Source organism: Nocardia sp. NBC_01009, assembly GCF_045208035.1.
Classification (GTDB): Bacteria; Actinomycetota; Actinomycetes; order Mycobacteriales; family Mycobacteriaceae; genus Nocardia.
The window spans coordinates 6,169,694-6,193,387 of sequence record NZ_CP108695.1; the positions used below are offsets into that span (position 1 = coordinate 6,169,694).

At 64.8% G+C, this 23,694-nt stretch carries 25 protein-coding genes; 14 read left to right on the top strand and 11 right to left on the bottom strand.

All coding sequences use genetic code 11. The annotated features are described in order from the left end of the window. Positions 1-79 precede the first annotated feature (79 nt). On the bottom strand, positions 80-814 hold the full coding sequence (locus OHA42_RS27555; protein ID WP_406230715.1) for an SDR family NAD(P)-dependent oxidoreductase: 735 nt from the start codon (positions 812-814) through the stop codon (positions 80-82). Positions 815-913: 99 nt separating this feature from the next. On the opposite strand from OHA42_RS27555, the gene OHA42_RS27560 reads away from it, so the two are divergent. Then, positions 914-1,762, top strand: coding sequence for a helix-turn-helix transcriptional regulator (locus tag OHA42_RS27560; protein ID WP_406230716.1), 849 nt, complete (start codon positions 914-916; stop codon positions 1,760-1,762). 60 nt (positions 1,763-1,822) lie between these two features. Here OHA42_RS27560 and OHA42_RS27565 read toward each other — a convergent pair whose 3' ends face one another. Continuing rightward, a complete protein-coding gene (locus tag OHA42_RS27565; protein ID WP_406230717.1) occupies positions 1,823-4,105 on the bottom strand; it encodes an ATP-binding cassette domain-containing protein in 2,283 nt (760 codons plus the stop codon). Positions 4,106-4,616: 511 nt separating this feature from the next. Between OHA42_RS27565 and OHA42_RS27570 the strand changes: the two genes are divergently transcribed. Further along, on the top strand, positions 4,617-6,107 hold the full coding sequence (locus OHA42_RS27570) for a WS/DGAT/MGAT family O-acyltransferase (RefSeq protein ID WP_406230718.1): 1,491 nt from the start codon (positions 4,617-4,619) through the stop codon (positions 6,105-6,107). Positions 6,108-6,120: 13 nt separating this feature from the next. Here OHA42_RS27570 and OHA42_RS27575 read toward each other — a convergent pair whose 3' ends face one another. Both OHA42_RS27575 and OHA42_RS27580 read right to left on the bottom strand, forming a co-directional pair. After that, the gene (locus OHA42_RS27575) at positions 6,121-6,456 is read right to left on the bottom strand and encodes a hypothetical protein (protein ID WP_406230719.1); all 336 of its coding nucleotides are present in this window, start codon (positions 6,454-6,456) and stop codon (positions 6,121-6,123) included. A 272-nt stretch (positions 6,457-6,728) separates the two neighbouring features. Beyond that, entirely contained in the window at positions 6,729-7,613 is an 885-nt protein-coding gene (locus OHA42_RS27580; RefSeq protein WP_406230720.1) for an LLM class F420-dependent oxidoreductase, read from the bottom strand. Positions 7,614-7,724: 111 nt separating this feature from the next. Here OHA42_RS27580 and OHA42_RS27585 point away from each other — a divergent pair, with 111 nt between their 5' ends. The 6 genes from OHA42_RS27585 to OHA42_RS27610 all read left to right on the top strand — a co-directional run bounded on the left by OHA42_RS27585 (position 7,725) and on the right by OHA42_RS27610 (position 11,680). After that, the gene (locus OHA42_RS27585; RefSeq protein WP_406230721.1) at positions 7,725-8,315 is read left to right on the top strand and encodes a hypothetical protein; all 591 of its coding nucleotides are present in this window, start codon (positions 7,725-7,727) and stop codon (positions 8,313-8,315) included. A gap of 361 nt (positions 8,316-8,676) precedes the next feature. Beyond that, complete coding sequence (locus OHA42_RS27590) at positions 8,677-9,012, top strand: TetR-like C-terminal domain-containing protein (RefSeq protein ID WP_406230722.1); 336 nt, start codon at positions 8,677-8,679, stop codon at positions 9,010-9,012. A gap of 64 nt (positions 9,013-9,076) precedes the next feature. After that, positions 9,077-9,391 carry a nuclear transport factor 2 family protein gene (locus OHA42_RS27595; protein WP_406230723.1) on the top strand — a complete coding sequence of 105 codons (315 nt, stop codon included), beginning with the start codon at positions 9,077-9,079 and terminating at the stop codon, positions 9,389-9,391. 42 nt (positions 9,392-9,433) lie between these two features. Next, complete coding sequence (locus OHA42_RS27600) at positions 9,434-10,576, top strand: alkaline phosphatase family protein (RefSeq protein WP_406230724.1); 1,143 nt, start codon at positions 9,434-9,436, stop codon at positions 10,574-10,576. Positions 10,577-10,702: 126 nt separating this feature from the next. After that, positions 10,703-11,026 (top strand): hypothetical protein, encoded by a 324-nt coding sequence (locus tag OHA42_RS27605; protein ID WP_406230725.1) that lies wholly within the window; start codon positions 10,703-10,705, stop codon positions 11,024-11,026. A 318-nt stretch (positions 11,027-11,344) separates the two neighbouring features. Beyond that, positions 11,345-11,680: a histidine phosphatase family protein gene (locus OHA42_RS27610; RefSeq protein WP_406230726.1), complete on the top strand. Its 336-nt coding sequence runs from the start codon at positions 11,345-11,347 to the stop codon at positions 11,678-11,680. On the opposite strand, the gene OHA42_RS27615 is transcribed toward OHA42_RS27610, so the two are convergent. Then, entirely contained in the window at positions 11,580-12,416 is an 837-nt protein-coding gene (locus OHA42_RS27615) for a peptidoglycan-binding protein (RefSeq protein ID WP_406230727.1), read from the bottom strand. The two genes, OHA42_RS27610 and OHA42_RS27615, sit on opposite strands and share 101 nt — an antisense overlap. Positions 12,417-13,048: 632 nt before the next feature. On the opposite strand from OHA42_RS27615, the gene OHA42_RS27620 reads away from it, so the two are divergent. Continuing rightward, positions 13,049-13,987 carry an undecaprenyl-diphosphate phosphatase gene (locus OHA42_RS27620; RefSeq protein ID WP_406230728.1) on the top strand — a complete coding sequence of 313 codons (939 nt, stop codon included), beginning with the start codon at positions 13,049-13,051 and terminating at the stop codon, positions 13,985-13,987. A 341-nt stretch (positions 13,988-14,328) separates the two neighbouring features. Then, the gene (locus OHA42_RS27625; RefSeq protein WP_406230729.1) at positions 14,329-14,547 is read left to right on the top strand and encodes a hypothetical protein; all 219 of its coding nucleotides are present in this window, start codon (positions 14,329-14,331) and stop codon (positions 14,545-14,547) included. Positions 14,548-14,610: 63 nt separating this feature from the next. Here OHA42_RS27625 and OHA42_RS27630 read toward each other — a convergent pair whose 3' ends face one another. Both OHA42_RS27630 and OHA42_RS27635 read right to left on the bottom strand, forming a co-directional pair. Continuing rightward, entirely contained in the window at positions 14,611-15,486 is an 876-nt protein-coding gene (locus OHA42_RS27630) for a sigma-70 family RNA polymerase sigma factor (protein WP_406230730.1), read from the bottom strand. Beyond that, positions 15,483-15,875 carry a VOC family protein gene (locus tag OHA42_RS27635; RefSeq protein WP_406230731.1) on the bottom strand — a complete coding sequence of 131 codons (393 nt, stop codon included), beginning with the start codon at positions 15,873-15,875 and terminating at the stop codon, positions 15,483-15,485. Before OHA42_RS27635 ends, OHA42_RS27630 begins: the two co-directional genes overlap by 4 nt. A gap of 101 nt (positions 15,876-15,976) precedes the next feature. Between OHA42_RS27635 and OHA42_RS27640 the strand changes: the two genes are divergently transcribed. Then, positions 15,977-16,330 carry a pentapeptide repeat-containing protein gene (locus tag OHA42_RS27640; RefSeq protein WP_406230732.1) on the top strand — a complete coding sequence of 118 codons (354 nt, stop codon included), beginning with the start codon at positions 15,977-15,979 and terminating at the stop codon, positions 16,328-16,330. Between the two features lie 345 nt (positions 16,331-16,675). Here OHA42_RS27640 and OHA42_RS27645 read toward each other — a convergent pair whose 3' ends face one another. Then, positions 16,676-16,891 (bottom strand): hypothetical protein, encoded by a 216-nt coding sequence (locus OHA42_RS27645; RefSeq protein ID WP_406230733.1) that lies wholly within the window; start codon positions 16,889-16,891, stop codon positions 16,676-16,678. Between the two features lie 238 nt (positions 16,892-17,129). Then, complete coding sequence (locus OHA42_RS27650) at positions 17,130-18,866, bottom strand: bifunctional 3'-5' exonuclease/DNA polymerase (RefSeq protein WP_406230734.1); 1,737 nt, start codon at positions 18,864-18,866, stop codon at positions 17,130-17,132. 322 nt (positions 18,867-19,188) lie between these two features. On the opposite strand from OHA42_RS27650, the gene OHA42_RS27655 reads away from it, so the two are divergent. After that, positions 19,189-19,710: a hypothetical protein gene (locus tag OHA42_RS27655; RefSeq protein WP_406230735.1), complete on the top strand. Its 522-nt coding sequence runs from the start codon at positions 19,189-19,191 to the stop codon at positions 19,708-19,710. A gap of 194 nt (positions 19,711-19,904) precedes the next feature. Here OHA42_RS27655 and OHA42_RS27660 read toward each other — a convergent pair whose 3' ends face one another. After that, complete coding sequence (locus tag OHA42_RS27660) at positions 19,905-20,531, bottom strand: TetR/AcrR family transcriptional regulator (protein ID WP_406230736.1); 627 nt, start codon at positions 20,529-20,531, stop codon at positions 19,905-19,907. 127 nt (positions 20,532-20,658) lie between these two features. On the opposite strand from OHA42_RS27660, the gene OHA42_RS27665 reads away from it, so the two are divergent. Continuing rightward, a complete protein-coding gene (locus OHA42_RS27665; RefSeq protein ID WP_406230737.1) occupies positions 20,659-21,054 on the top strand; it encodes a nuclear transport factor 2 family protein in 396 nt (131 codons plus the stop codon). 654 nt (positions 21,055-21,708) lie between these two features. Then, positions 21,709-22,065, top strand: coding sequence for a hypothetical protein (locus OHA42_RS27670; RefSeq protein ID WP_406230738.1), 357 nt, complete (start codon positions 21,709-21,711; stop codon positions 22,063-22,065). A 63-nt stretch (positions 22,066-22,128) separates the two neighbouring features. Here OHA42_RS27670 and OHA42_RS27675 read toward each other — a convergent pair whose 3' ends face one another. After that, the gene (locus OHA42_RS27675) at positions 22,129-23,676 is read right to left on the bottom strand and encodes an AMP-binding protein (RefSeq protein ID WP_406230739.1); all 1,548 of its coding nucleotides are present in this window, start codon (positions 23,674-23,676) and stop codon (positions 22,129-22,131) included. Between the last annotated feature and the right edge of the window lie 18 nt (positions 23,677-23,694).

Sequence of the window (23,694 nt, forward strand, 5' to 3'; positions counted from 1 at the left end):
CACCGCTGCCATGACGGTCACCGCACCGCTCAGCCGGACGAACTCGCCGCTCGCGCGGTTGGTCACCGCTCGAGCGCGGTCACCAGGGCACCGGACCGAAGCGATCGAAGAATCCACCGGTCGGTCCGTCCGGTCCGATCGACGCCAGGCGGACGATCGCGTCGGTACCCTCGGTGACCGTTTGGTGGCCTGAGTTGTTGTTCAGATCCGTTGCGGTGTAGCCGGGGTCGGCGGCGTTGATGTGGATGTCGGGCAGCGCGCGAGAGTACATCGAGGTGATCATGTTGAGGGCGGTCTTCGAGGACGGATAGGGCAGGCCGAGAAGGGTGGACTCGATGCGGGTCGGGTCGGAGGTTCGGGCCAGCGAGCCGATGCCGCTCGACACCATCACGATTCGAGGTTGGGTGGCCGCGCGTAGCAGCGGCAGGAACGCGTTGGTCACCTGAACCGCGCCGAAGACGTTGGTCTCGAATACTTCTCGAAAGTCTGCGGCTTCGGTGTCGGGCGGAAGTTTGCGGGTGCCGCCGATGCCGGCGTTGTTCACCAGCACATCCAGCTTCCGCGTCCGTTGCCTCACCGCCTCGACGGCCGCGGCGATCGAGTCGGCTGAGGTGACCTCCAGCTGGATGAACTCGACGTCGAGGCCTGCGGCGGTGAGGGCGGCCGTCGCCGACTTACCGCGATCGGCGTCGCGTGCGGCCAGGAACACCTGCCAGCCGAGGCTCGCCAGCCTGCGGACGGTCTCGCGACCGAGTCCTTTGTTCGCTCCGGTAACCAGAACCGTCGTTGCGGAGTTCGTGGGGTTGTTCATCATCCGAGCATCGCCCGCCGCAGTCACGGCACTCCAGGACCGGCGGCTCCTGGGACCCGCGGTACCACCCCGCCGTGTGAGTAGTACGGCATGATCGACGGCATGGACCGCACGGAACTGGCCGAACTGCTTCGGCGGGCCCGCGCGCGCATCCAGCCCCGCGATGTCGGCATCCCCGCGGGCTTCCGCAGACAGGTGCCTGGACTGCGCCGCGAAGAGGTCGCACAACTGGCCGGTGTCAGCGTCGACTACGTGGTTCGGCTGGAACAAGGCCGCGGCCCACGACCCTCGATCGCCGTCCTCGCGGCGCTGGCCCGGGCCCTGCGCCTCAACGACGAAGATCGCGATCTGCTGTTCCAGTTCGCCGGATCCGCACCACCGCAAGCTGGCCGGATCGCCATGGTGGTCCGGCCGAGCGTGCTGCGACTGCTCGACCGGATGGCCGACCTGCCCGCACTAGTTCTTTCCGCGAAAGGCGATGTGCTGGCTTGGAATTCGATGGCGGCCGCACTGCTCGGCGACTTCACCGAATGGCCGCCCGCGCAACGCAACATCATCTGGCAGCAGTTCCTCGGCACCGGACCACGCCGGGTCGCGGCAACCCCCACCGAGACACAGACGGCTGCCGTCTTCTCGGTGAGCAGCCTGCGCAGCGCCCGAGCTCATTACCCCGATGACCCCGACCTGCTGCTCCTGATCAGCGAACTCCGTACGCGCAGTGCACGATTCGAACAGTTGTGGAACGAACGGCCATCCGAACCATGGCGCAGCGCCAGCAAGTCGGTCGACCATCCAGAACTCGGTCTCCTGGTCCTGGAGTGCGACACTCTCCTCGTCCCCGACTCCGACCAGACCGTCATCGTCTACTCTGCAGCACCCGGCACCCCCGCCGCCTCGGCTCTCGACCTGCTCCGCATCACCGGCACCCAACAGTTCACCGGCCATAGCTGATTCGCCCCGAGATCGGGGGCGCTGCGGCCGGAGATCGACCCCCGGCCACAACGCAACCGCTTACGCCGCCTTGTACTTGCGCAAGTACTCGCCGGTCAGCGAGGTCGGATGCTCGAGAAGTGCCGCCGGCGTGCCGGTGAAGACCACTTCACCACCATCCTTGCCACCGTCCGGCCCGAGATCGATCACCCAGTCCGAGTGCGCGACCACATCGAGGTTGTGCTCGATCACCACCACCGTGTTGCCTCGCTCGACCAGCCCGTCCATCAGCGCGAGCAGGGTGTCTACATCCGACATGTGCAGTCCGGTGGTCGGCTCGTCGAGAACATAGACGCTGCCGGTGTTCTGCAGTTGGGTGGCCAGTTTGATGCGTTGGCGCTCGCCGCCCGAGAGCGTGCTCATCGCCTGGCCGAGGCTCAAGTAATCCAGACCGACCTCGTTCATGGTGCGCAGCTTCGTATGCAGCGCCTTCTCGGGGAAGAACTGCACCGCCTCTTCGGCCGACATCTCCAGCACGTCCGCGATCGAATTGCCGCGGAAGGTATGTGCAAGCACCTCATCGGAGAATCGCCGTCCATCGCAGGCGTCGCAATGGGTGGTCACCGGATCCATATAGGCGACCTCGGTGATGATCACGCCGCGCCCCTCGCACTGCTTGCACGCGCCCGCGGAATTGAAGCTGAACAGCCCCGGCGATTCACCGGTGGCCTTGGCGAACAGCTTGCGAATAGGGTCCATGAGCCCCAGATAGGTGGCGGGTGTGGAGCGCGAGGAGGCCGCGATCGCGGATTGGTACACGAAGATGGCCTCGGGATGGTTGCGCACGAACACATCTCGAATGAGGCTGCTCTTGCCGGACCCGGCGACGCCGGTGATCGAGGTGAGCACGCCGGTAGGGATCGCGACAGTGACATCCTTGAGGTTGTGCACAGTTGCGTGCTCGATCAGCAACGCACCGTTCGACTTCCGGAACACCTCCTTCACTGTGAACGGCCTGCGCAGCCCGGCGCCGGTCGGGGTGTCGGCCGCACGCAGCTCGGCGAAGCTGCCCTCGAACACGACCTGTCCGCCGTGCGCCCCGGCGCGCGGCCCGACATCCACAATATGGTCGGCGATCTGGATGACATCCGGATCGTGCTCGACGACCAGCACAGTATTGCCCTTGTCCCGCAACGCCTTCAGCAGATTGTTCAACCGCCCGACATCGCGCGGGTGCAGGCCGACGCTCGGCTCGTCGAAGATGTAGGTCATGCCGATCAGCGTGCTGGCCAGATGCTTGATCATCTTCAGCCGCTGACCCTCACCGCCGGACAGGCTCGAGGTCGCCCGGTCCAGGCTCAGATAGCCGAGACCGATATCGGCCACCCGCTGCAGTGCGGTGCGAATCGCGGCGGCCAGCCCGAGTGCGGCCGGATCGGTGATCTCGTCGAGCACCGCCATCAGATCGGTGATCTGCAAGCCCGACCAGTCGGCGATATTGCGTCCGTTGATCTCCGTCGCGAGCGCCTCGGCATTGAGCCGTGCGCCGTTGCACGTCGGACACACCCCCTCGGTGAGGAACTTCTGCATCTGCTCGCGAGTCTTCTCGCTGAGCGTGGAGGTGTCGCGCTGCAACCGGGTGCGGGTGAACTTCGCCGCCACCCCTTCGTAATTCGCCTTCCATGTGCCTTTACTGAAGGTCAGCTCCACCTTGCCGCCGGTGCCGTACAGCAGATCCTGGAATTCCTCGACGCTGTAGTCGGCGAGCTTCTTGTCCGGATCGAACCGGCCGGAGTTGCCGTACAGCTGCCAGTCACCACTGCCCACCCCATAGCCGGGTAGCAGGATCGCGCCCTCGTTGAGCGACTTGCTCCGATCCACCAGCCGGTCGGGATCGGCGCGCACCGTCTGACCGAGCCCGTCACAATCCGGGCACATCCCCTGCGGCACGTTGAAGGAGTAGTTGTAGACGAATCCGGCCGAGGGCGAACCGAATCGGGCGAACATGGCGCGCACCATCGAGTAGATATCCGTCATGGTGCCGACGGTGGAGCGCGGCCCGCCGCCGACCGGCTGCTGGTCGATGATCACCGGCGCGGTCAGGTTTTCGATCGCCTCGGCGTGCGGGCGCTCGTAGCGGGGCAGGAAGTTGAGGATGAAGGCGGGAAATGTTGCGTAGAGCTGGCGTTGGGATTCCACGGCAATGGTGTCGAACACTATGGACGACTTCCCGGAACCGGAGACGCCGGTGAACACCGTGATCTTGTTCTTGGGGATCTCCAGCGACACATTGCGCAGGTTGTGCTCGCTGGCCCCCAACACCCGGATGACATCGGTGGCGGCAACGGAATCGGTCAATGGCATACCGACCACCATGCCATCTGACACCGACAATTTGTGCGGGCTCATGTGATTCAAATCACATCATTACATTACATGCATTACTAGTGTGCAGTTTCTCTACGCCGTCCGCGAGCGTGGTGGGCCGAACTGCCGAAAAGCCCGCCGACCTTGTGCATCACCCCAGGCACTTCCGGAATGTCTTGCTTCGATAGCGATTTCATCTTCGTGCTGCACCCGGACGCAGCTGCGAGCGCGGGCCGGAATCGACGAGCGGTCGCCGGAGTTACACGCCCCCTATCCAGGGTTTGCGCAGAATTAACCTGCCGAGCACGCGATCACGACCGGTCGACAACTAGAATCAATGACGCGTCTTCGACACGGACACTGGCGTCGCCGGACGAGCGGAGCGGCTCGAACGGTTCTCAGCCCCTGCAGATACCGACAGACCGTCAATGCGTCGCGGCACCATCATGCCGCCGCCCCTGAACCGAGTCGGCAGTCTGTCCCGCCCCAGCGACACCGCGGAGCACTTATGACCCACGCCGACCTGAAACCCGCCCGCCACTTGGACGTCCGCATCACGACGCCCGGCCAACTCGCCGGCGGCCTACCCGCCAACCGGGCAGCACCGTCGCAAAGGATCCCACTATCGAGCGATAGCGGGCCGTCTCGGCAGCTCAGCTCGCTCGACGTCCTGCTGCTCAATGCCGAAGCACCCACCATGCTGCTGCACGTCGGATCGGTCACGCTGCTGGAGCCGACCGTCGAAGGCAGTCTGTTGACCGTCACCGCATTCCGGAAGTTGATCGCGAGCCGCCTACACCTGATCGCACCGCTGCGATGGCGATTGCGCACCGTCCCCTGGGGTCTCGATCTCCCCTATTGGGACGACTGCGACACCATCGACCTCGGATATCACGTGCGCGATACACGCCTGCCCGAAGGCTCGACCGACGTGGCGCTGGCGGATCTCGCGGCCCGCCTGCACGCGCAGCCGCTGGACCGAAGCCGACCGCTGTGGGAATGCCACCTGATCTCGGGACTGGCCGGAGATCGCCAAGCCATCTACACCAAGGTGCACCACGCACTGATCGATGGTGTGTCCGGTGCCGAAGTGATGGCCGTAGTCTTCGACGTCGTCGCGGAGTCGCAGCCGGTGCCGCCACCGGCCGACGGGGTCAAGCTGGGCCGAACTCCCAACCCTGCCGAGATGCTCGGCCGGGGCATCGCGAACACGATGACCCGCCAGGCCGACCGACTGCGCCTGCCGTTGCGCCTTGGACCGATGCTGCCGAACGCGCTCGACGATATGCGTAAGGTGAATCCCAGGTTGCCCGGCACCGGCCCTAACAGCACCGACCGCTCCTTTGCGTTCGTATCCCTGCCGCTCGATACCGTCAAGCAGGTCAAGAACAGCTTCGGCGGCACCGTCAACGACGTCGTGATGACGTTGTGCGCCTCCGCATTTCGCCGCTGGCTGTTCGACCACGACATACCCACCGACGACCCCGCCGTTGCCGCGATACCCGTATCGGTCCGCACCCCTGAGCAGTGCGGCACCGCGGGCAACCAGTTCTCCATCATGCTGTGCGAACTTCCGATCGGCGAAGCGAATCCGCAGCACCGCATGAAACTCACCCACGCCGCCATGCTCGCCGCCAAGGAGCGCTTCCAAGCCACCCCACCATCCCTGCTGCACTACGCCACCTCGGTGCTACCCCAGATCCTGCACGGCCTGGCAACCCGAATGCTGCTTCGCGCCGCCGCCCCCGCACTCCCCCTGGCCAACATGGTCGTCTCCAACGTGCCAGGCCCTCAGATTCCGTTGTACGCCGGAGGAATTCGCGTCGCAGGCAGCTATCCCATCTCCGTACTCACCGACCTATCGGGCCCACTCAACATCACCGTGATGTCCTACAACGGCCACCTCGACTTCGGCATCCTCGCCTGCACCGACACCATTCCGGATGTGTGGAAATTCGCCACCTACTTGAAAGATGCGCTCGCCGAACTAGTTCCGTAGCTTCGCCTCCGCCCTAGGCAGGCTTGTCGAAGCGCACGGCGAGCGCCTGCACGCCAGCCGGGGCCTTCCAGATGAGCTCGACTTTCTCGAGGTCATATCCTCCACTGCACGACGAATCGCTGAACAGGGAGGCCGAGTCGGAGGTGCCGTTCTCGAACCTCACCGCGCCACCCTGAAGCTGCAGACAGGTGCCGCTCGCCGGGTCGTCGACATGGATGAGCTGCCCGGCTGCGGTGATGTACGAGAATCTGCCGACTGCCGCATGCGCACCGCCGGGCGTCAACGCAAGTAACGCAAGCGCCGCCGCGCCCGCAACGACAACTTTCCTGAGCCCACTCGCCAATCCCATGATCTTCCCTCTCCCCGTCCGCCACCCGGCCGAAGCCGACACTTTCCTCGCTCCCCGCAAAGTCTTCCATCACGCCACATTTCAGATCAGCCCTTTGCTCGAAGCACTACCCGATCAAGCGAACCTTGGCATGGTGGGACGTGTGTCGTCGAACGCGGCACGGGCGACAAGCCCACCGTCGAGACCGCCCCTTGCCGCTCGGCCTCGGTGCCGCTCGCTCGAGACATCGTCGACGTCATCACGAATACAGGGGCCCGATACGCCGAAGCACGCTAACGCAGGAGCTGAATCACCGGCGCAAAGTTCTCCATGCTGTCCTCGAGCACGGTGATGTAGCTGATGCCGTACCGCTCGCGGCGATCGCGTAGCCGCTGGGCCATCTCCTCAGGCGTCCCGATCAGTAGGATCGGCAGCTCTTCCGGACTCTCCGCGACATCCGGCGGCAGTGCGGGACCGAATACTTCCAGTACAGCCGTCAGTTCATGCGGCGGAACGACGCGCTGGATCAGGATATTCAGCTCCACCTGATCTACTCGCGCGCCGAGCAGAGTCCGCACGTAGTCGATCCGCTCCGCGGTTTCTTCGAGCCCCGCCATCTGCAGCGGCCCACCGTTGCGTGCCGCCGCAGCGCCGGTGAACCCGATGATGTCGGCGTGCTTCGCCGCAACGCCGAGCAGCCGATCACCCCAGCCCGCAATGAGCATCGGCGGCCCGGACGGCTGTGCGGGGCGCGGCTGATATTCCGGATCGGAGAAGAGGGCACGCAGCGTGGTGACCGTCTTCTCCAGGTGCTCGACACGCTTGCCGCCACTGGCGAACGGGATGCCCGCCACCTCGAATTCGGACTGCACATAGCCCGCACCCAACCCGAGCTCCACTCGACCATCGGTGAACTGGTCCGCACCCGCCACATCGCGAGCAAGCAACACCGGGTTGTAGAACGGCGTGTTCAGCACGAAGGTGTTCAGCCGGACTCGCTCGGTCGCCTCAGCCGCCAGAATCATCGCGGGAAACGGCGCAGGCATCCCGAGATGATCGGCCACTCCGATCACGTCGTAGCCGAATTCCTCGGCCCTACGGCACTTTTCGATCCAATTCGCGCGGGAATCGGGAACCACCATGTTGACGCCGAACCGGAACGGACGTGGCACAGTCATAACGTCTGTCTACCATCATGATTCGACCGCAGGGCACCGGCGGTATCCGGAATCGCTGTCGGTCCGTGCTGGCAGAGTGTGCACCACTGATTCAGGAGGTGCTCGACAAACATGGGTGACTACTTCGAACGGATCGTCGACATCGAGGTGACCGCTACGGAGGCGGACGCGGTGGCGGCCCGGATGTTGGACTGGATGATTTCCCGACGGCTGCTCACGCGGGAGATGTCCGGTGACGCGATGTACAGCCTAGGGGTGGACAAAGGTTATGTGCCAGGACCGGATTGGGCGCAGGTCACCCAGGAATGGGGCGACTGGATCCCCGGTCCGGTAGCTGTGATCGTCGGGCGCGCCGACCACTACGGCGGGCAGGGCGGGATCGAGCCGGAGTCGGCGGTGTGCCCGCACTGCCACGCTACGACGGTGATCATCGATTACCCGCAGCAGTGGGAAGCCGATCCTGAGATCTGGCGACCATTCCGGAACGGCATCGACGCGTGGGAGCAGACCGGCGTCGGCACTGCCGCCTGCAATTCCTGCGGTGACGCCATCCCGGTCACCGAATGGCAATGGCCGTGGGGGTTCGCTCTCGGCGCACTCGCCTTCGACTTTTGGGGTTGGCCACCACTCACCGACACCTTCATCACCGAGTTCGGCGCACAACTGGGACACCGTATCGACCATCAAACGGGCAAATTCTGACGTATCCATGCCTTTCCACGGCACCTTCAGCACGCCGCGACCGGCCGGTCAACATTGCGCGAGCGTGCCAGCCGCGATAGCGATTCCGACGAGCGTCACCGCCGCGGCCAATACCGCCACCGGCCGCCCCCGTGCGACTGGCGGTGCCGACGCTGGGACGACCGGAGCGACTCACCCGCGGTGAGCCGGGCACACTGCGCCCGAGCAACCACTGCACCGGAACGATCGCCGTGCTGAGCGCCGTGGACAACAGCGGCCCCAGCATCATTCCCGGGTTTATCAGGACCAACTCGAGCCCCCGCTCCGCGGACAGCTCACCTACGTGCGGTTCTCCCGCGAACATCCCGGACCCTTCCGGCTGATGTTTCGCCCCGAACTCTCTCAACCCGACAAGCATCCCGACGCCATGGATGCGGGCGACGCCGCGTTCGCGGTACTGGCCGACACCGTCGGCGACTGTGTCGCCGCGGGCTTGCTGTCCGCCGACAAAGCCGACACCATCGCCGTCGCATGGTGGGGAATCGCGCACGGTCTCGCCTCACTGTGGCTCGACGGGCAATTGGAAAAGCGCTCGGTCCAGCTCGGCACCGAGGCCCCCGCACTGGTCGACGACATATGCGCACCTTCACCGCACTCATCGCACCCAGCGCATAACGCGCACCGCAACGTCACACGTCCGAGGACCGAACTGCCCTAGAGTGAGTGCCGGATATTTGCTGTTTCGCCCTACGCTCCCCACCTGATTCGAGAGGGAAGACCGGATGACCGCACCGCAGCTCGATCCAGTGGTTCAAGAATTCGTGGACGCGCTCAATGACAATGACCAGGACCGGTTGTTCGCGGTCCTGACCGATGACGCGTCGATGTCCGACGACGGTGTCGAACGCAACCTCGCGCAGTGGACCGACTCCGAGGTCTTCGGCAGCAGCGGTCGCATGGAGATCGAATCGATCGGCGACGGCGGCACCGAGCTGGTGGCCAACTACACCAACTCGCGCTGGGGATCGATGCGCACCAATTGGCGCTTCATCCTTCGCGACGGCAAGGTCAGCCGATTCGAGACCGGGCAGGCCTGAAACTCTTGCGGACACAGCCCCGATATTGACAGGCTGACGCACGTGTTCGTCGCGCCCCGTTACGGTACGGGCTCCCTCGCAGATCTGTTTCCTTCGCTCCTCGCCGGGCTCGGTGTGCCCGGCGAGGTCGACCGGCTCGGCCTCGGCTGCACCGCCGACCGCATCTGCGTGCTCTTGGTGGATGGCCTCGGCGCCGAGGCGCTCGCGGCGAATGCCGATGCGGCGCCGTTCCTGTCGAGTCTCGTCCCGGCCGAGCTCGCGGCGGGCTTCCCCAGCACCACCGCGACCAGCCTGAGCTCTCTCGGCGTCGGTGTCCCACCCGGCGAGCACGGGATCGTCGGCTACCTGATCAACGTTCCCGGCTACGACCGGTTGGTGAATTCACTACGCTGGCGCCTGCACGGCGAGGGACCGAAGGTCGACCTGCTGCGCGAGCTCATCCCGGAGCAATTCCAGCCCAACGCAACGGTTTTCGAACGCGCGGCAGCCGATGGCATCGCCGTCACACAGGTCGCCCCGCACTATCAGGCCGGCTCCGGGCTCACCCGAGCGGTGCTGCGCGGCTGCGAGTTTCGCCCCAACGTCTCGACCGGCGACCTCGTCGCGGGCGTCGCCGAAGCACTGCGCGCGGGCGACCGCGCACTGGTATACGCCTACCACGGCGACCTCGACACCACCGGCCACGTGCGCGGGCCGTCCTCGGACGCATGGCTGCTGGAATTGGCGCACGTCGACCGCCTCGCCGCCACCATCGCCGAACACCTACCCCCGAACGCCGCACTGGTCGTGACTGCCGACCACGGCATGGTGGAACTCGACGCCCGCATAGACTTCGACAACACCCCACCCCTCCAGGACGGTGTCGCCCGCCTCGGCGGTGAACCCCGTGCCCGCCACGTCTACACCACCGGAGGCGCTGCCGCCGACGTCGCCGCGACCTGGCAGGAATTCCTCGGCGCCGACTTCCACGTGCTCTCGCGCGCCGACATCATCGCCCGCGGCTGGTTCGGCCCCACCGTCTCCCCCCACGTCGCCGACCGCATCGGCGATCTGGTCGTGGTCGCCGCCGGTTCCCGCGGCATCATCCGCACCGGCGCCGAGCCACTGCAAGCGATGCTGATCGGCCATCACGGATCCCTCACACCTGCGGAAATGAATGTGCCGCTGCGCGTCCATCGCACGTGATCGTGCGGTACGGCACGGTGTACGGCGAACTCGCGCGCAGACCATGCGAACGACCAGCCTGATTAGCCCTACGCTGGGGGCGATCGTCGCGGACAATGCCGCGCGACCAGCTGCCAGGAGGAATAGATGAATGCCACGCTGTCACGGACCGGCCGGACCGGCCTCGGGGTCGCGGCGGTCGTGTTACTGCTGGCGGGGTGCAGTGATATCGAGCGAGTGCTCAATCGCGGTGGTGACACGCCCTGCAGCGAATACGTCAAGCAGGACCAGGACACCAAGCGGGTGACGATCACCAAGTCCATCAAGGAACAGACCAAGGATGATCACGAGCCTGCGGGCACCGTGGTCGATGCGACGATCATCTCCGTCGACCTGCTGTGCGGCTCGCAGCGCAATGCGGATACGCCGATCAAGAAAGCCGATGTGGCAGGCATTTTCATCACGAAGTGAGTTCGGGACGAACAGTGTTGCGCCCGGTGGCGGATGGGTGCAACGCTGCCGGCGGCTCGACCGAGGCACCGCGTTCCAGCCGTCCCGGGAGCGCTGGGCCACGCTCAACCCGCCGCTCGGTCTCCACCGGTCCCCGATTGACGCCGACAACCCGGATCCCATCACGCTCGGATCGGCACCGATGCCGACAAGATCGACCCGCAGGCGGCCATGTCGATCCAGGAAACTATCCGCTGGTGCTCTCCTGGCACATGGCTTCGAGGAGCACATCAGCAGCGTGTCGGCGGGCCCAATATTCGCTCGACGCAAGCGTTCTCCATGAATACCGTTCGGCGAGCGGTGCAAACGCTGCAGCCACTGGCAAGCGCACTGAAGCTGCGGGTTCAGGTCGCTGAGGACTCGCGGGAATGGGATTCCGGCATCGAGCCCACCCCGGACTACCGCCGTTACTACGCCCAGAGCTGGGCCGACACATGGCTCGCCCGTCCGACCGGCAAGAGCCTCCAGCAATTGACCGATCGCGCCACCGAAACCTTGGTCGGTTGCCGGCCGGTCAGAACATGTCGACGACCCATACCTCGAAGTCTTTCTGGGGATTGTTCGGAGCTGTGGGATTGGCGATCCGATGCTGCTGGATTACCGTGCCGAGACTGAGGATGTCGGCGCGGGGGGTCGTGAAGGTCTCCTGGTTCGAACCGTAGGTGAAGCGGCATCCGCCGACCAAAGCCGACTGGGCGATCCGCCGGATCTCGTTCAAAGTCACCGCACTCAGCGGCGAACTGCGCACACAGATATCGCTGGCGCATCCGTTGACCAACGTTGAAGTCATCGGTCGCCCATTGGCGAACTGGGGTTCGGTCGCGAAGTCGGCGAAGCCGATGTAGTCGGTCTCTCCCTCGCCGTAGATGTTGATCTTCATTGCGTTGCCGATGGGATTGATCGGGCTGCCTAGATGTTGGGCGCGCCCGTCGGGGCCGGGTACGGTGACCCGTGGTGAGGTGGGACATTGTTGGTGGGCGTGCGGCAGACCCGCCTCCGTCGGCGACACGAAGCTGGTGGGGAGCGGAGTCGACTTCTCGAGAACGTTCAACTCGTCGTCGAGAATCTTGATCGTGCCCTTGCCCACGATGCGATTGGCTGTGGTCTCTCCGGGGGCGAAAATATTGCGCGCGTTCTTGTAGTCCTCGACCGCGTCGCCGGTGTCTTCTCCGAAGCGGCCGTCGACCTCGAGACCGGCATCGTCGAGCTCGTTGAGCGCGATCTGGATCCGCCGCACGTGCTCGCCGATACCGTTGATCCCCTCCCCGATATGCGCAGGATCGGAGACCAAGCAGTCCTCCAGCTGTTGGTCGGGGTCCGGCGAGGTGAACAGCATGCTTTTCAGGCCCATGGTCCGTTGTCCTTTCGATGCGCTGTTCGGCAGCTAACCCGCGGTGTCGGCGAGGATCGTCGCGGATTGGTCATGGCAAAGTGTCTGGTCGCCTGATCCGGTGTGAAGGCGAGGGTTCATGGTGGTTCACGATCATCGGACCTCTCCACTGGCGTGCGGCGAGGACGGATACGACCAAACGCTAGCGCGCTCAGCCCGCTGGAACCCGAGTAGTCCACTACGCGGATTCAGGTCCATCAGCCTCGTGCACCCGCCCCGACTCGCCGCCGAAATGACGGCCCGTCATGCACTCTTCCTCGCTCTTGTGTCACTGATGACATGGAGGCCTTTGCCTTAGAAGAGGGCCGATCATCGCTCGGCGAACTCGCCTGGCGGCTCGAAGTCATAGCCGAAGGCCAGGGCCGATCGGGGCGGTGGTCGGCTCGGCGGCATACGGCCGGCTGCGGTAGCCGAGCTTATCGACCGTCACGCAACGAATTGGTAGGCCACCAGGCGGATGTAGGCGAGGTCGACATCCGCAACAAGCGGGCTCGAACGAGACGAAAGCCGCTGAGGGAAACGGTATTCGGGCCTATCGGTCCGTGCGCGGGGCCCTGCGGCGTTGCCGTTGTGCGCATGCGAGACTCGTCGCGATGCTCACCTACTTTCAAGCGACTGTCATCGGTGCGGTGCAAGGTGTCACCGAACTGTTCCCGATCTCGAGCCTCGGGCATTCCGTGTTGGTTGCGGCATGGCTCGGAGGTGATTGGCAGAAATTGGTCAGGCCGGGCGAGTCGGCCACGGGCACACCGTATCTGGCATTCGTGGTGGCCTTGCACGTGGCGACGGCGGTGGCGCTCATCGGCTACTACTGGCGCGACTGGTGTGCGATCGTCGCCGGTTTCATCACCACGCTGCGGACCGGGCGCCGCGACACCGTCGCGCAGCGGTTGGCGTTGCTGATCGTGATCGCCACCATTCCTGTCGGTGTCCTCGGGCCGTTGCTGGAACATCCACTGCACGCGCTGTTCGCGGCGCCGCTCTGCGCCGGCGTCTTTCTGATGCTGAATGGTGTCGTGCTGATCGTCGGTGAAGGATTGCGCCGGCGCAATGAGCCGTCGCTGGCGGAATATGGGCGACGGTTCGCCCGACAGGAGGCCCTCACCGGGGTTCTCACCGCCGAAGCGCAAACCCGCCGCCAATCCGACCGCCCACTGGCCGCCCTCGGGATCCGGGATGCCGTCGGTATCGGCTTCGCTCAAGTCGGCGCGCTGCTGACCGGGTTCAGTCGGGCGGGTCTGACCATGGTCGGTGGTCTGTGGCGCGGTCTCGAATACAAGCATGCGGCCAAATTCGCTTTCCTGCTTGCGACTCCGGCGATCCTGGGCGCGGGGATACTGGAAATACCGGAACTCATCGGACCGGAGACCGACGGCATCCGAGGGCCGGTGCTGGTCGGCGCCATCGTATCCGGACTGTCGTCGTGGCTGGCCGTACGGTTCCTCGAGCGGTACTTCCAGACCCGCACCCTGCTACCGTTCGCGGTTTACTGCGTGGCCGCCGGGGTGCTCTCGATCGTCCGATTCAGCTGAAGTCTCGGCCTCGAGCTCCACCCGATCCCATCCAGACCTACCGCTGTGGCACCACCGAGATGACGTCAGCCACGCGGCATCGAGAGGCAGTCCGACCCCAGAATCTGGTGTCACAACTAGACTGCCGACGTTTCGTTCGTTCATGCCGCTATAGAGTCGCGATGTGCTCCCACCCGACCCTGATGGAGTCCTGCGCGCCCGCTGGACAATATGACCCCTTTGCCCTGCGATGAACTCCCCCACTCCTTCGCCAACCAAAACCGAATTTCGCCGCCTGGTGCCGGAGGCGGCCGTCCCTGGTCCAACCGGCACATGAGACCTCGCCGACGATGCGGGGTTCGATGGCGGTCAATGATTCCGTGACCCTGTCTTACATAGGCAACGTCGACACTGGATTCACCCAGGCGATGCTCGACGAGCAACAAGCCAAACTTCAACCACTGCAACACAAGACGCCCACAGCCGACGCCGATGTTTCTGACGCCATCTGGGACGACGCCCGACATCAGCACAACATGAATCGCCGAAGACAGCCCTGCCCGAACCGGCCACGGCACTGAGGAACTAGGTCCGTCGGCCCGGGATGACTTGCGCATGCAGGGGCCGACCCTGACGACACTGGTTCAGGCCGGGTCCGGCAGATGGATCGAGGCGAGTTTGGCCGGGTCGACGACTATGTGGATCGCGGTGATCCAGCCTTCGGTGACCGTGACGGCGATGACGGAGAGGGGGGATCCGTCGGGGCGCCAGGACATGTGGCCGGGGACGCCGTTGACCAGCACGGGTCGGTGGCGGGCGACCTCGCCGGAGAACATGCGGGCGCCGGCGGCGACCTCGGTGGCGCCGAGGGTGACGACCATGCCGTCGGGGGTGTCGACGGTCAGCTTCACGTTAGGGTCGAGGACACGCAGGAGCGCTTCGAAGTCGCCACCGAGGGCGGCGGCGCGGAATGCCTGGACGACCTCTCGGTGCTCGCGGCCTGGGTCCGCCGGCTGGTCCACGGTTTGAACCTTGCGGCGGGCGCGGCTTGCGATCACCTTGGTGGCGTCGGCGGATTTGCCCAGGATCTGGCCGATTTCGTGGAACGGGACCGCGAACATGTCGTGCAGGACGAACGCCAGGCGCTCGCTCGGGGTGAGCGAATCGAGCACGACGAGCAGGGCGAGGCCGACCGAATCGGCCAGCGCCACTTGTTCGTCTGGCGCAGGGGCGTCGTCCGGCGTCACCATGAGGGCCGAAAATTCCTGCCCATAGGGGGTTTCGGGATGTGCTTGGCGGGATCTCAGGAGGTCCAGGCTGATTCGGCCGACGACGGTGGTCAGCCAACCCGCCAGGTTGCCGATGGTTGCCGTGTCCTGGCGGACGAGGCGCATCCAGGCTTCCTGGACCACGTCCTCGGCGTCGGCGTGCGAGCCCAGCACGCGGTACGCGACGGCGCGCAGCCGATCGCGCTGGGCTTCGAACGCCTCGGTCACGAGGCCGGACGGGTGGGTGGTCACGGCTTCCGCTGTTGACGGAGCGAGATCCGGTTGCCGTCCGGATCCGCCGCCTCGATGCGGATCCCGAACGGGTAGTCCTCGGGTTCGGACTGTTTGAAGGTGACGCCGCGCTGACGCAGGACCTCGAAATCTTTTCGCAAATCGTCGGATTCGAGGATGAGAGGACCGGGCGCGGCGTGCTGGCCCACGTCGGCGGGCTGTCCCGCGGCCGCCGCATGTGACCACAGGATGATCTGCACCGGGCTATCGGGAACGCCGACGGTGAGGAAACGTCCGTCGGGCCCCGGGAAGTCGATCCGCTTTTCCAGACCGAGCCCCTCGGTGTAGAACCCCAGCGCGCGGTCCTGATCGGTGACGTAGATCGTCACGTACATGATGTTTGTCAGCATCCTGTTCTCCGCTTCAGTCGTTGGTGCGACGACCATTCGTATTCGGTCGTCGCACCTATGACGAGTGCCGACGGCAGAAGGTAACAGGACCGTCCGCCGGGGTGGTTGCAGCGCAGATCTGTCGGGAGGCAGATCTCTGCAGTACGATCCTGTCCGCCGCAGACCTGTCGAACGCCGACTTTTCCGGAGCCGACCTTTCAGGGGCCGACCTGTCCGGCGCGCACATGCGCAGTGCAAACCTGTCCGCCGCGAAGATGCTGCGGGCGAACCTCCGTAACGCCCACCTGTACCGAGCGAACCTCACCGGCGCCAACCTCACTGGCGCCAACCTGATACGCGCTGTGCTGACACACGCTGTGCTGGTCGGCGCAGACCTCGAAGAGGCCGGAACGCTCGCGGCGCCGCGGTCATCAACGGCGACGGGCTGCGATCGGCGCGCTATCTGCGCTACCTGAGCGACTTCTGTGCCCGAGGCTATGTCGGTGGCGAGGATGTGCGCCACGAGTATGGAGTAGAACAGGTTCGTCGAATCGCGCGACGCGGTGAGCAGGCTTCGAACTGTGGGTGCGAAAGTCCTAGTGTCGGTGACTCGTTCGGCCCATGACGCAGGTGAGGTAGAACCCCGTTACGCCGTCTCCGACACCGACGGAATCCGATGGTCACCGCAATCACCGCCGTCAATCACAGCGGAAGCCCCGGAGCCGATGCTCCTGGGCTTCCGCTCTTCTCTGGGATGCTCGGCTATCGGCGGCACCGGCCTCACGGCCGGACGAGCAGAATGACGAGCTTCAAGGTGCGAGTCAGAACGTGCAGTCTGTTGGACGGCCTGCCCAGCCGCCCTTCAGGAATCGGATCACGGCGCAGAATATGTCCTCCGACAACGATCCGATGGGCATCGCGGTCGACGTCGTGGTCGATGTCGCGGCGTTCGGTGCGGCAGCGGGTTCCGCGGTTGCCAGCCCGGCGGGTGTGAGCAGGCCGGCCGTCACGGCGGCGACAACGATGAGCTTCTTCATCTGGTGTCCTGTTCGTAGGGGTTGTGGATCGCGAGCCATGATTTCACATTCGACCGATCACAGCGGGCGTCGTAACTGCCTCGGAGGGCGTCTGACACTCACGCGTCCTGGTCGGTGGCGCGGGCCAGCGGTCCAGGTCGGAGTGTGATGGCGGCGACGCAAGAGCGGCGGGAAGGCATCTCCCGCACCGGCATTCGCCTGGGCGTGCCTCCACTCACCGGGGCGGCACTGAGCATCCTCACTTGGCGTCCCAGTAACACTCCACCACCGCTGTCGTGAACGGGAACCGCACGGGTGTCGGCCCGAAGGCGATCCGGCCTGCGGTCTCTGCCGCGGTTGCGATCGTTTCGGCGACCGTCGTGGCCTCCTCTGCCGGGCAGTGCACGATTACCTCGTCGTGCTGGAAGAAGACCAGTTCGGCGCGGAGCCCGGCGCGAGTCATCGCATGACGCACGCCCGCCAGTACCAGCAGGGCCCAGTCGGCGGCGCTGCCCTGCACCACGAAGTTACGCGTGAAGCGGCCACGAGCGCGCGCCGCGGAGGTGCTGCCATACCCGCTGAAATGCTCCTCCTCCTGGGTCAGGTCCGACTGGTCGTGCGACGCGACCGACAGCGGCGGGCAGGTGCGCCCCAGCCAAGTGCGCACCAAGCGGCCCTCCTCACCGGCGCGAGCCGCGTCGTCGACATACGCCACTGCGGCCGGATAACGCCGGCGGAGTCCGGCCATGTGGGTGAGGGCATCGCCGGAGGTCTGGCCGTAAATGGCGCCCAGTAGGGCGATTTTGGCCTGGGCGCGGTCGCCGCCGAAGGCTCGCACCGCCAGATCCGCGTACAGATCTTCGCCGCGTCCGGCCACCTCCATCAGACCTGGGTCGCGGGAGATTGCAGCAAGCACTCGCGGCTCCACTTGGTCGGCGTCGGCGACCACCAGACACCATCCCGGGTCCGCGCGTATCGCTTGACGGATCACCTTGGGGATCTGCAGCGCACCACCACCGTTGGTAGTCCAGCGGCCCGAAACCGTGCCGCCGGGCAAGTACTCGGGACGGAAGCGGCCGCCGTGCACCCACTGCTCGAGCCAGGACCAGCCGTGAGCGGTGTACAAGCGGTAGAGCGATTTGTAGGCCAGCAGTGGTGCTACCGCAGGGTGATCGATCTGCTGGAGCTCCCATTTTCGAGTGGAGGACAACGAGATCCCGGCGCGGGCGAAGGCTCTGATGATGTCGTTGGGCAGGTCTGGTCGGACTCGGACGCCTTCCCCGAAGGCCCGCGACACTTCGTCGGCCAACTCCACCATCCGGCGCGGTTCCAGCCCGCCAGGAAAGCGCTCACCCAGCAGCTCGTCCAGCAACTCGCGGTGGACGTCCGCGCGCCACGGGATCCCGGATCGCGACATCTCGGTGGCAACCAGCATGCCTGCGGATTCGGCGGCAAGGAGCAGCCGCATTCGCTCCGGATATTCGGTCTTCGCCGTACGGGCCAGCTGTCCCGCGTAGACCTCGAGTAGGGCGTTGAACTCGTCCGTGCCGGGTGGCAGCGGTACCGGGCCCGACTCGAACAGCGACGGCTGGGTCTCGGTGGCCCGTGCTGGCGCATCCGGCGGGACGGGCAGGTTGTGCAGTCGCGCCCAGGCGGCCGCCAGCGAGCGGGCCTGGCCCGACTGGCCCTCCTCGTGGCCGATCAGCAGCGCCTCCGCGGCCTGCACGTCGTAGCAGCGCTCGACCCGCACTCCGGCCGCAAGCAAGGGTCGGTATATCTCGGCCGTGGATCGCCAGACCCACCGCTCGACCTCGGGGCGTGAGCGCACCGCCTCGGCGATCGAGGGCTCGCGTATCACTGGTCCCGCGGGCCGACCCTCCTGATCAAGTGGACACAGACGCGCACCTCCGTCGCCCGATTCCGCCACCGCCCATCTCACGTCCCCGAGTCTTGCACCAGGGACATCGGCTTTCGACATCCACCTCGGTGGCGGCATCGAACCGGAACAATCCCTTTGGTCGTCCCTGAGCCGGCGGGGCGCGGCGAACGACACCGATGACGCGTAGCCGATCCGAAGCTGGAGACCCCCGCATAAGTGTTGGCTTACACAGCTTTACGCATCAGCAGTCAGCGACTATGCAACGAACACAGGGACGTTCTCACCGCGCGATCAGCGACAAGACATGATGTTCGCCTGTGAGCTCTCACGAACTTCGGCCCGGACCGGCCAGTCCTCGGCGTTCGGTCACCATCGGACTCACCAACTTTCCGTGTAGCGTCTGGAACATACCCAATTCAGAGCGATACGGGGGCGACACATGATGGTTCGCACATCCCATCCAATTGTGGACGCCGTACTGGATCGGCATTGCCGAAAGCTCGGCGATGCGTTGCCGGTCTATCGCAATCATGTATTCCGCAGTCTGAACTATCAGCAGTTACTGTTGGGCGAGCCGGTGCCCGACACAGCGGCACTGGCGTGGGTCGTACATGACTTGGGCATCTGGACTGCCGGAACCTTCGACTACCTGAAGCCCTCGGCGGATCTGGTCACCGAACACGCCGCCGAGTTCGGAATCGACGACATCGACAGTGCGCGACGGATGGTCCTCAACCATCATCGACTGCGCCGCAACGACGACCGATTGACCGAAACGTTCCGTATCGCCGACCGCATCGACGCAAGCCGTGGTCTGTTCCGCCGACCGGTGACTCGCGCAGATGTCAAAGCTGTTGTCGCACAGTTGCCTTACCTCGGCTTTCATCGGTTCCTCGCAAACCAAGTCACCACCTACGCGCTGGCCCACCCCACCCGTCCGCTGCCCATGGTGCGCTGGTAGCTCGACCGGAGCGCGTCGGGAATCATTCAGCAACGTAGCCAACTGGATTCTCCTTGCCCGAACACCTCTAGCCCGTTGAAGACGAATCAGACACGCGGTAATCGACTTGTGCGGGTTCCGAACCGCGCGATAGGCGGTACCACATGATGTCGAGCCGCAGCGGGTCCGATCGGTCGACAGCGCGAGCGTCCGCCCTACCCGCGCGACTCGGGTTCCGAGTGGACCGCGAGACCGGAAATGAGCTGCTCGATCACCGAGCCGATGGCCGCGGCATCCTCGGCGTCGCCTTCGGAGTGCGCGAGGCATTGGGCGGCCTCGTCCAGCGCGCCCACGATGACCAGCGCGAGCGGCCGCACAGGTTGGGTTCTGATGCGTCCCGCGGCGATGGCCCCGGCCAAGGCGTTCTCCACCAGACCGATCGTGTGTCGCAGTTCGATCTCGCGCCAGAGGCTCCAACCGAGCACCGCAGGCCCGTCCAGGAGCGCGATCCGTCGCACTTCCGAACTGGTCGAGGCCTGCAGCCACGCCAGACAGCCCACGATCAGGTTGGCGATCGGATCATCGGAATGCGACTCGGCGACCGCGGCACCGATCACCTCGACCAGACTGCGTTCGAGGTCCTCGAACACCGCCACGAACAGATCCCGCTTTTCGCTGAACTGGTGATAGAGCGCACCACGACTGACACCTGCGGCCTCGGCGACCGCGACCGTGCTCACCGCGCCATATCCATACTGGCCGAACAGTTCTCGCGCCGCACGGATCACCGCACCGCGCGTCGACGCCGAGCGTTCGGCTTGGGTTCGGCGATCAGCGTTCATAGCGACGTTGAAGTCTAGGGCAGCACCGAATCCGTCTTCGATCCGAGCTACTTCGCCCCTTGACCAGTGATACCGCCATCCGGGAACATACAGTCATCCTGTTTGTATCTTAGAAGGATTTCTGATTATGTCCGCTTCCACCAAAGATCTGTTCGAGCGCTACCACGCTTGCTGGGCCGACCGCGACCCCGACCGCATCGCAGCCCTGCACACCCCCGACTCGATGTTCCACCTGCACTCCGGTAGCAAACCTGCTCGCGGGCGCGCCGAGATCCGCGCCGCCGCCGCGGGGACCTTCGCTCTGGTTCCAGACCTGACCTTCCACCTGGTCAACCTGCGAGTCGGCGACGACTTCTGGGTGGTCCAATGGAGGCTGTCAGGCACCTCGGCCACCGGCGGCACCGTCGATGTGGACCTCGCAGATGTGGTTCTGATCGAGGACGGCGCGGTGCGGGAGAAGCACTCCTACGTCGACGGGGTGGCGATGCAAGCCGCGCTGGCCGCCCCCGCCGATATCGCCTGAGCCAGCGGAGCTCGAGGGTGTACTCCGCATACCACCAGGTCTCGAAAGCTCAGGCCGAGGGGCACCGGTCTCTTGATCGAACGAACCATCGTCGATCACGGGGTGGGGTCCACCTTCGAGAAAGTCACATCAAACGGTTTCGCTACGACAGAACAGGTGGCCGAGCGCGATCTGCTGCAGATAATTCTGCGGAGCTACGTACCCAAACGGTGCGGTTCGCCCCAATCAGCACCGTCGCTATGACCGGTGCGCCTACCTGCGGTTACTTCGTTTCGCACTTCGTCTCGAAGTGCGCCCACTGCCAGGATTCCGTGCCCGATCGCGCAGATTCTGTTGCACCGGCGTAACGGTTCCATAAATCACAACCAGGGGATTTACTCTCTCCGTTCGGCCGGCAGCAGGTGTGGACGGTCACATTTCCCCCGGTTAGGTATCACTGCTACACATTGGTCACGAATCTGCATCGCCTACGTGTTCGATTTTCCGGGATGCGAACGAGGTTTCCCCGAAGCCATACCTCTGGCAAGCTTTCCTGCAACTGGAGTTATCTATAACCATCGCTAACGGCTGTGATGTCGACCACAGCGACACGTGAACAACGATGCCCGCAGATCCACCCTCGGCCGACCCGGGGCGGCCCGCTTGGAGAACATCATGGTCACCAGAGCTTCCATGCATTCACTCGACGCCTTTACTGTCATCGGCGACCGGAGCCGGGCGAGCGCGCGCAGTCGACTGCCGCAGCAGCGCAGTATCGATGACGAACTCGCGCCACTGGGAATACCAGCTCTGGCGCTGGGAATGATGCTGATCGGCACCGGGTTGGCCTTCCTGCCGCTGATGCGAGAGTGGGCCGGCAACTACGGCCCGCTGATGGTCTGCACCGCCTACATCCTGTATCTGAGCCTTGCGATAGCGCTGAGCATGTGGGGTGTGCGCCGGATCCGCGATCACCGTAGATTTGTGTCCCGCGCGAGCGATGCAGCGCAGAGCGCCCTCAATCGAAGATGAAAAGGCTCTAAGACTGGCAGCATCGCCACCACCGACCCGGCCACCACTGCGCCGAGCCCGACGTCAGTCGTCGATCTCGCGGTCGTGCAGCAGGCGGCGTTTGACCTCGTTCTTGAGAACTTTGCCGAGCTTCGAACGGGGTAGATTTGGCCAAACCTCCACCTGTTTAGGAGCTTTCACGCTACCCAACAGATTGCGTACAAAGGCAACTACTTCGGGGCCCGTCACATGTTGGCTGTCGTGTAGCTCCAGTACTGCGGTCACCCGCTCGCCCCACTTGTCGTCCGGCAGGCCGATCACCGCGCAGTCCCGCACCGCGGGATGGGTCATCAGCGCCTGCTCGACCTCGGTCGAGTACACATTGAAGCCTCCTGTGATGATCATGTCCTTGGCACGGTCGACAATGAACAGATAGTTCTCCTCGTCGAGGTAGCCGATGTCCCCGGTGTGATGCCAGCCGTATTTCCCGGCAGCCTCCGACGCCGCCGGATCTTTGTAGTAGCCGGCCATGACGAGGGGGCTACGGATGACGATCTCGCCGCGCTCACCGGCACCGAGTAGCCGACCCTCGCCATCCATGATCGCCGTCAGCACCAGTGGCGTCGGCCGTCCCGCAGAGGAAAGGCGGCCGCGAGCAAGGGTGCCGTCGGCATGGAAGTGATCCTTCGGCGCCATGGTCGAGATCATCATGGGCGCTTCGGTCTGGCCGAATAATTGAGCAAGCACCGGGCCGATCTTCTCGATCGCCTCTTCCAGCCGCGCCGCCGACATCGGTGCCGCCCCGTACCAAAGGCACTCCAAGGATTTCAGTTCAGCGGATTCGAGGCCTGGATGGTCCAGCAGCATGTAGATCAGGGTCGGCGGCAAGAACGTATGGGTGACCTGGTGCCTTTCGATCAGTGACAGGAACTCGGCCAGCTCGGGTTTCCGCATGACAACAATCTCGCCACCGAGTGCCATCACCGGAAAGCAGAGCACACCTGCGGCATGCGTCAACGGTGCGAGCGCCAGATATCTCGGCCGTTGGTCGAATGGATAGCTCATCAGTGTTAGAGCTGACATCGTGGCAATGTTGCTGCCGGTCAGCATCACCCCTTTCGGGCGCCCGGTGGTGCCCCCGGTGCCGACGATCATGATCACGTCGTCGACCGGTTCCGCCTGCCAGGGCTCGGCGGCCATACCGTCGAGCCACTGCTCGAATGGTATTGCCGCCGGGATCTGCCCCTCGAGTGACACCAACGTGGTCAGCTTCGGTAGGTCCGGAAGGATCTTTGTGACGAGTTCGGCGAACGCCTCCTGAACGATCAGGCACGTGCAGTCGAAAAGATCGAGCAGATCCCGGTTTTCCGCCGCTTCATTGCGTGGATTGATCGGGCACCACACCGCGCCGGCTCGCGCAATACCGAAAACGCACGCGAACGCGACCGGGTCGTTGCCGGAAAGGATCGCCACTTTGTCACCCGGCCGCACACCGGACCGCGCCAACGCACGAGCCACCTGCCACGACAGTCGTTGTACCGCTCCGTAGCTCAGTGATTCACCGTCCGTCGTCAGACATGGCGACGACGGCCCGAGGGAGGCCCCCTTGTCGAGGTATTCGGTCAGACGCACAATGCCGTCCTTTGTTCA

Coding starts and splice junctions, on each gene's coding strand:
- OHA42_RS27555 (WP_406230715.1), bottom strand. CDS start 814: ATGATGAACAACCCCACGAACTCCGCAACGACGGTTCTGGTTACCGGA.
- OHA42_RS27560 (WP_406230716.1), top strand. CDS start 914: ATGGACCGCACGGAACTGGCCGAACTGCTTCGGCGGGCCCGCGCGCGC.
- OHA42_RS27565 (WP_406230717.1), bottom strand. CDS start 4,105: ATGCCATTGACCGATTCCGTTGCCGCCACCGATGTCATCCGGGTGTTG.
- OHA42_RS27570 (WP_406230718.1), top strand. CDS start 4,617: ATGACCCACGCCGACCTGAAACCCGCCCGCCACTTGGACGTCCGCATC.
- OHA42_RS27575 (WP_406230719.1), bottom strand. CDS start 6,456: ATGGGATTGGCGAGTGGGCTCAGGAAAGTTGTCGTTGCGGGCGCGGCG.
- OHA42_RS27580 (WP_406230720.1), bottom strand. CDS start 7,613: ATGACTGTGCCACGTCCGTTCCGGTTCGGCGTCAACATGGTGGTTCCC.
- OHA42_RS27585 (WP_406230721.1), top strand. CDS start 7,725: ATGGGTGACTACTTCGAACGGATCGTCGACATCGAGGTGACCGCTACG.
- OHA42_RS27590 (WP_406230722.1), top strand. CDS start 8,677: ATGTTTCGCCCCGAACTCTCTCAACCCGACAAGCATCCCGACGCCATG.
- OHA42_RS27595 (WP_406230723.1), top strand. CDS start 9,077: ATGACCGCACCGCAGCTCGATCCAGTGGTTCAAGAATTCGTGGACGCG.
- OHA42_RS27605 (WP_406230725.1), top strand. CDS start 10,703: ATGAATGCCACGCTGTCACGGACCGGCCGGACCGGCCTCGGGGTCGCG.
- OHA42_RS27610 (WP_406230726.1), top strand. CDS start 11,345: ATGAATACCGTTCGGCGAGCGGTGCAAACGCTGCAGCCACTGGCAAGC.
- OHA42_RS27615 (WP_406230727.1), bottom strand. CDS start 12,416: ATGGGCCTGAAAAGCATGCTGTTCACCTCGCCGGACCCCGACCAACAG.
- OHA42_RS27620 (WP_406230728.1), top strand. CDS start 13,049: ATGCTCACCTACTTTCAAGCGACTGTCATCGGTGCGGTGCAAGGTGTC.
- OHA42_RS27625 (WP_406230729.1), top strand. CDS start 14,329: ATGGCGGTCAATGATTCCGTGACCCTGTCTTACATAGGCAACGTCGAC.
- OHA42_RS27635 (WP_406230731.1), bottom strand. CDS start 15,875: ATGCTGACAAACATCATGTACGTGACGATCTACGTCACCGATCAGGAC.
- OHA42_RS27645 (WP_406230733.1), bottom strand. CDS start 16,891: ATGAAGAAGCTCATCGTTGTCGCCGCCGTGACGGCCGGCCTGCTCACA.
- OHA42_RS27650 (WP_406230734.1), bottom strand. CDS start 18,866: ATGCCGCCACCGAGGTGGATGTCGAAAGCCGATGTCCCTGGTGCAAGA.
- OHA42_RS27655 (WP_406230735.1), top strand. CDS start 19,189: ATGATGGTTCGCACATCCCATCCAATTGTGGACGCCGTACTGGATCGG.
- OHA42_RS27660 (WP_406230736.1), bottom strand. CDS start 20,531: ATGAACGCTGATCGCCGAACCCAAGCCGAACGCTCGGCGTCGACGCGC.
- OHA42_RS27665 (WP_406230737.1), top strand. CDS start 20,659: ATGTCCGCTTCCACCAAAGATCTGTTCGAGCGCTACCACGCTTGCTGG.
- OHA42_RS27670 (WP_406230738.1), top strand. CDS start 21,709: ATGGTCACCAGAGCTTCCATGCATTCACTCGACGCCTTTACTGTCATC.